The sequence below is a fragment of the Candidatus Phytoplasma australasiaticum subsp. ipomoeae genome (assembly GCF_024425275.1).
GTDB classification, from domain to species: Bacteria; Bacillota_I; Bacilli_A; order Acholeplasmatales; family Acholeplasmataceae; genus Phytoplasma; species Phytoplasma australasiaticum.
Window position 1 is genome coordinate 1 of sequence record NZ_JALQCV010000022.1, and the last position, 3,337, is coordinate 3,337.

The 3,337-nt window shown below is 20.4% G+C and carries 4 protein-coding genes; 3 read left to right on the plus strand and 1 reads right to left on the minus strand.

The annotated features are described in order from the left end of the window. Positions 1-382: 382 nt before the first annotated feature. Positions 383-556 carry a hypothetical protein gene (locus NQK76_RS02380; protein WP_255872741.1) on the plus strand — a complete coding sequence of 58 codons (174 nt, stop codon included), beginning with the start codon at positions 383-385 and terminating at the stop codon, positions 554-556. A 259-nt stretch (positions 557-815) separates the two neighbouring features. Here the strand turns inward: NQK76_RS02380 and NQK76_RS02385 are convergent, their stop codons facing one another. After that, positions 816-1,313, minus strand: a complete 498-nt coding sequence (locus NQK76_RS02385) for an SVM family protein (RefSeq protein ID WP_255872742.1) — start codon at positions 1,311-1,313, stop codon at positions 816-818. Positions 1,314-2,512: 1,199 nt separating this feature from the next. Between NQK76_RS02385 and NQK76_RS02390 the strand changes: the two genes are divergently transcribed. Both NQK76_RS02390 and NQK76_RS02395 read left to right on the plus strand, forming a co-directional pair. Continuing rightward, complete coding sequence (locus NQK76_RS02390; RefSeq protein ID WP_004994544.1) at positions 2,513-3,148, plus strand: hypothetical protein; 636 nt, start codon at positions 2,513-2,515, stop codon at positions 3,146-3,148. A 59-nt stretch (positions 3,149-3,207) separates the two neighbouring features. After that, positions 3,208-3,337 (plus strand): SVM family protein (locus tag NQK76_RS02395; RefSeq protein WP_255872743.1); only part of this gene is annotated, 130 nt, incomplete at its 3' end.

Sequence of the window (3,337 nt, forward strand, 5' to 3'; positions counted from 1 at the left end):
ATTTTATTGAGGCATTATTTTCAATGTACCATCAAGATGACAAAAAAGTTTTTGGACTAAATAAATTATGCAGTGGATTTTATGAACTGCGAAACCTAATTTGGCAATGATTCCTGACGCTTGTTTTGTAACCCTGCCTCCATTGTTCTTAACATACATCAACCACCAAAAAAGCGTCCATATAAAATTCTGCTCCCCCTTAAAACGACGTCACGTAGATTAACAAATCTATCTATAAAATCACCTCAGCTAAGGAATAACATAAAAGGGGTTGTAAGTTATTAAATGATGCAATTAAAAAAATAAATTATATCTTTGACCATTATGTTTAATTAGTTATTTAGAATTATTCCTGTTAATCAATATTCATCCAGTTATGGCAATGGATAATCTAAACATTTCGAGAATTAGCAATAATCAACTTAATCATGATAATCATCTTAACATTGAAGAAATAATAATTAATTTAAAACAGAAAATTTATGATAATGCAACCGAAATAACCAAAATAACGCATAAAATAAATGAATTAGTTAATAATGATAATCAAAAATAAATTTATTTAAAATTTCAAAGAAAATTATCAAGAATATTAGTTCGTATTCAAAGTGCAGAATTAAAAATTTATCAAAAATTATTAAAAGATGACAATAATAACAATAAATAAAGTATTATCTTTAATCTATAAAACCCTTTTTTAAAAAAAGAGGGGGGTATTTTTCTTCATTAATACAATAAATATAGTAAATAAAAAAGACCCCCATTGGTAAGGGGGGGGTTTGAAAAAAAGAATAATAATTTATATTAAATTTTATTTATAAATTTGCATTTAATTCGTTTTGTAAATGGAAATATTTTTGGTTTAAATTTTGAATTTTTTGGATTATTTCTTGATGTTTTTTGTTAAGTTCTTCTATCATCGTTGTGTCTTGATATAGTCCGCTTAAACTGAAAATTTTTATAGCTATTTGGTTACGTTCATATGAATATTGCCAAATTTTTTGATTTATACAATTTAAAGCATTCAGATGAGCAATTCTTTTATAAAGATCTGTCATATTTTGATCTAAATCTTTTGATTGTCTTATTAAATTATAAGGATTTAAATTCAGTTTATTAAAATGCAAAATTTTTTTAGATATGTTGTCTCTTTTGGATGAAATTTTAAGTATTTCATTTTTGATTGAATGTGGATCATTTGGATTATAACCATCCATTGCCATAACTGGATGGATATTGATTAACAGGAATAATCCTAAATAACCAACTAAAAATAATAATAAAAAATATAATTTATTTTGGTATATAACCATGAATTTAAACCTCTTTTTTTATTTTTAATCCTCAATTGAAGGAATGTCATAGATAAAATTCAGGTATTTTCATATATTATTTATTGTTCATCAAATTAATTTCATAACCTTTCTGATAATAATAAGATATTAACGAATTTGGAAATTTTAATATATAACTATTATATAACTTTAGTAAGGAAATATTTAATCAAAATCATAAGAAAATTAATTTTTTTCTATTATTAATTAATAATAGGGTAATAAAATTTTAGCATTTTTTTTACTTTTTTTATTGTTCCGCGTAATGTTGTTGAACAAGGGCATAACTCAATTTTGTTATTTTTATTATGATTTTAAAACATTTATTTCATCATTTTGATTTTATAATTATTCTTCTAATCTATTTTTCTTTTAAAAAATTTTACAATATTGAAAACTTATTTTTATTTTATAGATTAATTATTTAATGAACCCTTAATATTCATTGATTAGTATATTATATTATTTTTTTATTTCTTGAAATTGCTCTACTGATTTGTAATATTCCTCTCTTAAATTATATTTTTCTGATAGTTAATTAATCAATTATCTTGCTAAATATGCTTTGACAATAATATGCTAACATTGTTTTTTAATAACCCTATTATCCACACTTTCCTTAACGTGTCATAACCAACAAAAGGATCTAAATAACATTCAAATCCCTGCAAAATAGCATCACATAGATTACAAAAACTAAATTTTTCATAAAATTCAACTTATTAACATAAAAGTTAAAATAAAAAAAAATTCATAAAAAATTAAAACAAAATTATAAATAAAAAATAAATTATTTAACCAAAAAATAAGAGATATTTATAAAAATATCAATAAATCTTAAAAGGTACTATCCAACATTTTAAAGATAGAATTATTTATTACGTAACAAAAAATAAAACAATAACTTATTAATTTAACAACAGTTTTAATTTAAAATTAAAAAGTTAAATATGTTAAAATATTGCTATATTAAAAAACATTAAAAGATAAATATATATTAGATCAAAATTAAAAAAATAATCAAATGGTTTTTTATCATTTGAGTATTATTTCTTTTTTATTTATTGATTTTATCATTTTAACTAAAATGAAAATTATTAAAATATTTAAAGAAAAAATACCTATTTTTCCCAAGTTAAACCTAAAATTATCTAATAATATAAAAAAGGAGAGGTACCATGGATAAATATCTTGATGGCATGAATAGGAACAGTTATTATAAAAAGCAAAAACAAAAAGTAGAACAATTATTTAAAAAACAAGATTTATTAAAAAAAGAAGTCAAAGAAAAAAACTTACCAAATTATTTAAATAGCAAAATAATTGATAATAATTTTAATACTAAATTATATAATTTATCAAAAAAAATAATAAAAAATAATAATAAACTAATTAAAATAAATCAAAAAATATTATTAAACCATATCCAAATCCGATCAGAACAACTCTTTAATCTCCTTTACTATATTAAAAAACGTTATCTTTCCGAATATTTAAACACAGATAGTGATACTGATAATCATACTAATTTAAATAACTACAAACGCTACTCTTTCGATACAAAAGACAATAATAAATTATATTTATATGTTAAAATAAGAAAAAAGAATATGAAAACTTCCCAACATTTGTTAACTAAAGACAAAAACTATTATCTAGGCGAAGCTTTTGTTAATAACAACAACTTAAAATTAACCAATTTCCACCTTCAATTAAACCATGTTAGTAAAACTTTATCTATCTTTAAAGACAAACATAATAATGATAACAGAAAAAAAACTGAAAATAATAAAAAAACCAGTTCTGACTGGTAACAAAAATTATATAAACTTCCGATATATTAAAATTTAAAAAATAAAAGGAGATTTAATAAATGTTTACATTACGAAATCACTTTAAAATAATTATTATTTATTTACTAATCTTTTTAGGAATATTATTTATTTTTTATAATAATAAATTAATAGCTATGGGTAACAAATATAGTAATAATAATGAAATTT

What these genes read in the sequence shown, in the direction of transcription:
- NQK76_RS02380 (WP_255872741.1), top strand. Translation starts at nt 383, where the DNA reads ATGGATAATCTAAACATTTCGAGAATTAGCAATAATCAACTTAATCAT.
- NQK76_RS02385 (WP_255872742.1), bottom strand. Translation starts at nt 1,313, where the DNA reads ATGGTTATATACCAAAATAAATTATATTTTTTATTATTATTTTTAGTT.
- NQK76_RS02390 (WP_004994544.1), top strand. Translation starts at nt 2,513, where the DNA reads ATGGATAAATATCTTGATGGCATGAATAGGAACAGTTATTATAAAAAG.